4 protein-coding genes are annotated in these 5,233 nt (G+C 49.5%); 1 reads left to right on the top strand and 3 read right to left on the bottom strand.

Translation table 11 applies throughout. The features are described from left to right. Positions 1–63 precede the first annotated feature (63 nt). Genes B5D23_RS14740 through B5D23_RS14750 form a run of 3 tightly spaced genes read right to left on the bottom strand, consistent with a single transcriptional unit; the run spans position 64 to position 3,701 of the window. Positions 64–1,947, bottom strand: a complete 1,884-nt coding sequence (locus B5D23_RS14740; protein WP_078686232.1) for an aryl-sulfate sulfotransferase — start codon at positions 1,945–1,947, stop codon at positions 64–66. A gap of 15 nt (positions 1,948–1,962) precedes the next feature. Continuing rightward, positions 1,963–2,271: a thioredoxin family protein gene (locus B5D23_RS14745; RefSeq protein WP_078686233.1), complete on the bottom strand. Its 309-nt coding sequence runs from the start codon at positions 2,269–2,271 to the stop codon at positions 1,963–1,965. 11 nt (positions 2,272–2,282) lie between these two features. Further along, positions 2,283–3,701, bottom strand: a complete 1,419-nt coding sequence (locus B5D23_RS14750; protein ID WP_078686235.1) for an SLC13 family permease — start codon at positions 3,699–3,701, stop codon at positions 2,283–2,285. A 276-nt stretch (positions 3,702–3,977) separates the two neighbouring features. Between B5D23_RS14750 and B5D23_RS14755 the strand changes: the two genes are divergently transcribed. Beyond that, positions 3,978–4,877 (top strand): LysR family transcriptional regulator, encoded by a 900-nt coding sequence (locus tag B5D23_RS14755; protein WP_078686236.1) that lies wholly within the window; start codon positions 3,978–3,980, stop codon positions 4,875–4,877. The last annotated feature ends 356 nt before the right edge of the window (positions 4,878–5,233 follow it).

Genomic DNA, 5,233 nt, shown 5'->3' on the forward strand with positions numbered 1-5,233 from the left:
GGGGCAGCGCCCCTTGCAGAGCACGAGACGGAGTCTCGTACCCCACCCGCCCGTTCCATAGACTTAACCAGCGTAAACAGAGACGCCGAGGTTGTACTTCCTGTCGTTGATAAGGATTTTAATCTGCAAGCGACCTTTGAGGCCTTCTTTGCTGATATTGAGTTTCACATCTCGATCATCGTCTTCGAGAAAGGCACCGGAACACATAGCGAGGTGGCGGACCGCAGCAGTGTTGACGAAATAGTTGTAATTCCGCTCAGCTCCCTCGAGACATAACATGACGAGGGTTCCGCGTTCAAACTTCCCATGAAAGACCACGCGATCTTCATCTTCTTCAATGGTAATATTGTGCCAGGCGTCAGGCTGCTCTTCTGTTTCTTCGACTTCGGGATCCGTGTCAAAAGTGGGGGTCACATCAAGCTTACCGAGAAGCTGCCCGGGACCAAAACTCACATTCTCGCCATCGTGATAAATGGGGAGCTTCTCAGCACGATAAAAATTGCCTTCAGTTTCCAGCTCGTAAAGCACGACTCCGTCTTTTTCCTCAACGGTGACAGAACGCAGCTCCACAGCAGGACTAGTCTTGTCGAGAAAGGCACCGAGACCATCGGCGGAATAGCCATTTTCAAATCCAATACCACCGGAATGAATCATGTAGTGGCCGTCAGCGTAATACTCAACATTGCTGATATAGGGAGAAAAGAACTCCTGTCCGCGTTCCTTGCCGTACTGCCAAACCTGCTCAATTTCCATCTTGTCAGTATCGATGCGATAGCGAACACCGCGAGAAAAATTGTCCTTGTTCTTAATGTAGTTCTCACGAGACTTGGCGCGATACTGCCCGTTGTCAAAACACATAACATCACCCTCTGGAGTCATGAGGGCACCGTGCTGCTCATATTGCCAGTCAAAATTCTCGACATCGCCAACCGGAGTGAAGAAATATTTATCGACCATCTCCTGCGGCCAGCCTTCGGGGTCGCCAACAATCCAGTTCAAGGCTCCGGTCTCATAATCAATATTGATAATGGCGTCCTGATGACGACCGGACAGCGTCAAAGAGTTCGTCCTTTTGTCATACCAGACAGCATTGTTATGGAACCAGTCATGTGCATCCTGAGAACCAGAACCAGCAACATCCTGAGGCAGCACGTCCTTAAAGTCCCACAGCTTGAGAATTTCGCCTGTTTTGCGGTCGACAAGGGCACACTGATCTTCAACGGTTTCAGAATGGAAATCCTGAGTCAAAATCAGCAGATTACCGTCTTCCATCTCCCACTGGTCGTGATGATAATTTCCGGGGAGTCGGTACTCCCTGTACATCTTGCCGAGCATATCAAGCTCGACCAAACCTGTTCCATTGTAGGGCATGTGGCAAAAGCGGGGAGAACCAGTCAAAAGATGGCCATTCTTTGCGCGCTTGATGTCGAACATGGTATTGACGGTTAGCATCCAGCGAATGTCGCCTTTGTAGTCATACGCAGCAGGGCTGTTCTTGCCCGCTGTGCTCAAAAACATAAAATTGTCTTCGAGGTAGTCCGCAGAAGTTGAAATATTCAGACAGCGGCTCACGTTGGAAGGTAATTTGGTGGTTTTGATGGTCAGGGAGCTGCGCTTGCCATTGGACAGTTCAATGTCGACGATGTTCTCAAAATCCTCATAAAGACCGAGAATCGGCAAACTGTGCTCAGTGCTCGCTGCAAAGGTGTGGACCAGATCCTCTCGACGATAACGCTTGCCACGAATCGTCACAGTCGCAGCAAGTTTCTCAGTTGTCTTGAACAGGACAAGGGCACAAAGCGGGTTGATGAGATACGGATTTTCAATAAGCAAGGGCTGTTCAAGGGTAAACTCCCCCTGTTTGAACTCCGCCAGAAAAGCTTTCTCGGCTTTTGCCTGACGAGTAATAAGGTGCTCTTCACTAATGTAGGTAACGCGATTACTCATTCTACTGTCCTCCTGTTATGCGATCGCTTCGATTTCTTTGACAATAACGGGCTTCTGCTTCAGGCCTGCCAAACGACTCACTTCAACGCCATCCTTAAAGAACAGCATGGAGGGGAATCCTTTCACCTGAAGGCGCTCTTTCAGCTCCGCATTCTCGTCGAAATCAATGGTGTAAATTTTGAAATCGGGCTTGGTTTTGTCGATATCCTTGAGAACAAAAGCGAGCATCTTACACGGTCCACAGGTCTTGGAATAAAACTCGACCATCATGGAGCCGGACATATCAAGAGCATCAAACTCGTCTGCTGTTATTTCCTGAATCATTTTTTCTCTCTTTAAATCAGGCCCAAAAAGGACCAGTACGGAACGGCAACAAGACCGATAAAAATTGGAGTAAGAAGCATACGGATGCCGAGAAGCTTTGCCACATGAGGCAAACGCAGATGCCCAGTGGAACAGAACAGCAGGAGCATGGCGAACTCATAGGCAAAGAGGTACTGGTCAGTGCCATAGAGGAAGCTGTACACAACCGGGTAAGGTTGCATGTTCATGGACTGCGCCAGCTCGGCAAGGGGAACTGTCATCAGCGCCTGCGCCGCAAGAGGGGTGAGGAAAAAATTCATGATGGCGCCAAAAGTATAGGCCAGTGTAGAAAGGCCAAAGACACTATCCATAGACTGCGCAAGCGGCAGCATCTGGCTACTCAACCATTTGCCCATGCCGACGTGCCCAGCCACAAAGCCAATGGCAAGAGAACCGGCAATAAAGAAAATCATGGGGAATGCAATTTCCCCAAATTCCTTGTGGTTCAGAATCTGAATCTTAGGAACAAAGGCCAGTGCGGCAATGGCAACAAAAAGATGCATTCCAGGAAGGCCGTGGTATTTCTGTGTCGCAGCAATAACGACAGCAAAAACAGCAAAAAATGCAGCCAGCATTTCATTCCGCGAAATGGGTCCCATTTCGTGATACTGGGCGAGCAATGCGGATTTGTTCAGCTTTCCCTTTCCACGCACCATGAACAGCACCAATCCCATGGACAGTGCGCAATACAGCATGGAGGGAATAAAATTCTGAATAGCAAAATCCGTGTATCCAACAGGGACATGAGTCACTGATGCCATGAGGCGGGTCACAGTCAGGTTCTCAAGCGTTGCTGTCAGGATGCCAAAACGGGGGCCACATACAGCGAGAAAAGAGGCAAAAAGCACGGCCGAAGCCTCCCGAGAGCCTTTCTCCAGCTTGAGTGCGTCACAGGCACCAACGCCCAGAGCCAGCATGATAGCGGATTTGGCTGTAGCCGAAGGGACAAGAGGCGTCAGGATAAGCCCACTCACGAACATGGCGAAAAACAGCCCTGGATAGGATGAGCCTGTCATCACCATGCATTTCAGCACAATACGCTTTGCCAGACCTGTTTTCTGCGCAAGAAGTCCAATCAGAAGTGCCCCAATTACAGACCACGGAATGACAGTGGCAAAAGGCTTGGCAAGTGCAATGGGAGCCGGTGCAAGCTTTGCCGCAAAATAAAAAATCGGCAGCAGAATGCCGACCATCGGTGCAGGCAAAATCTCCGTGGCCCAGCACACAATTGCCCAGGCTGTGATTGCAATAAAAATGACCATCTCACGAGTCAGTCCCTCACCACCAACGGTCAGAAGAATCAGAGCCGGAACAAGCAGGGAAAAAAACCAGCCCAACTTCTGTATCAGGGGGAGTGCAGGTTGCGGGCACGCAGTTGCTGTCGAGTTCATGGAAACCTTCCAAAAGCTGAATTTTCATCATGAGCGGTGCCCCAACGAAGCACTCGCCTTGTGAATTTTTGAACTAGACCGGCGACTCCCATATGCACAAGCGATTAAAAGTGAAACGCTTTTAAGCTTTTCTTAATCCGAGAAAGAACTTACACAAAAGCAAGCACTTAGAATATTCGTTTATGACAGGGACAGATTAGGAAAAGGCAGGTATCGTCGCTCTTGTCTTAGCCCACACAATTCAATGCGAGAACAAGCTCATTTTGCGAGAAAAGTATGCGAGTGAACCTGAATCAACTTCGATGTTTTTATTTTGCGGCCAAGCTGGGAAGTGTTTCAAAAGCTGCTGAAACCCTCTTTGTTACTCCATCTGCCGTCTCCATGCAGATCAAAAAACTTGAGAAATGGCTCGACGTCAGGCTCATGATTCGAGAAGGAAACACAATAAAAATGACCCGGGAAGCAAAAAGCATTTTTGCACAAACCCAGGCCGTCTTTGGCGAAATCGACACCCTCGAAACGCAGATTCAGGAACTTAAGCGTTCGCACAAAAATGAGGTCACAATCGGCTGTCACTCCATTCCAGCCAAGTACATCCTCCCCAAACTCATGGACCACATTCAGCGCATAAATCCCACCCTGCGGGTAAAAATGGTCCTCGGCTCAGTCGGCAAGCTCATGCTTCGCCTTCACGAAAATGAACTGGATTTTGTGCTCACAGGCCTTATACCCTCCTGCGTCAAAATCAGTACTATCCCACTCTTTTCTGACGAGCTTTTGCTCGTTGCAAAAACAGGCTCTCGGCACGTTCATAAAACCTCTCTCTCCATTCAGGAACTGGCAACCCTCCCTCTGCTGCTCCAACGAGAAGAAATGCCCCTCGTCGACCGCTTTCTCAACGAGGCAAACATTATCCCCAAAAGCGCTATGGACGGCGTCAGCGCCGACGTCATCAAGCCCCTCCTCAAGAAAGACATGGGCGGCGCCCTGCTCCTCAGGTTCACCGTTCAGGAAGAACTCGACAGCGGTCTTCTCCAATCTGTCGCAGTGAAAGCCCCACTCCCTCAAGCACACTTCTCCCTCGCCTACATCAAAGAGCACTGCATCTCCGAGCAACTTAGAGGCTTAATCAACGGCCTCAAAGCATCCCACTTCTCTAGAGAAAACTTGCTCTAATAAAAAAACGGGGCTCCCCCAAAAGGGGCGGAAAAGGGCAGATTGAGGGTCAGCACCAGTACGTTAGCGCTGGATGGGATGGGTTGGAATATTGGGGGCCAGCCCCCAAGCCCCCGCGTAAGGGAATGATTCCCTTACGTATCCTCATCGAGTTTGAATTCCCTCCACGCTTCGCGTGAATGAAATTCAAACTTGTTGGGCATAACGTCGAGAGCCTCTTTCTCTTCTGCGAGTTCGCCACCATTTTCTTTTTGAACGCGAGCGTTCAAAAAGAAAGGGTTGAGGCGCAAAGAAAAAGAACACACGCCCAGTTAATTAGGCCGAAAAAAAGGGGCCGGATGAAGGGGAAAGCCAAA

It is taken from the genome of Desulfobaculum bizertense DSM 18034 (assembly GCF_900167065.1).
Lineage (GTDB): Bacteria > Desulfobacterota > Desulfovibrionia > Desulfovibrionales > Desulfovibrionaceae > Desulfobaculum > Desulfobaculum bizertense.

Bases quoted from the DNA above. Each gene is read 5' to 3' on its own strand.
- B5D23_RS14740 (WP_078686232.1), bottom strand. From the start codon at position 1,947: ATGAGTAATCGCGTTACCTACATTAGTGAAGAGCACCTTATTACTCGT.
- B5D23_RS14745 (WP_078686233.1), bottom strand. From the start codon at position 2,271: ATGATTCAGGAAATAACAGCAGACGAGTTTGATGCTCTTGATATGTCC.
- B5D23_RS14750 (WP_078686235.1), bottom strand. From the start codon at position 3,701: ATGAACTCGACAGCAACTGCGTGCCCGCAACCTGCACTCCCCCTGATA.
- B5D23_RS14755 (WP_078686236.1), top strand. From the start codon at position 3,978: ATGCGAGTGAACCTGAATCAACTTCGATGTTTTTATTTTGCGGCCAAG.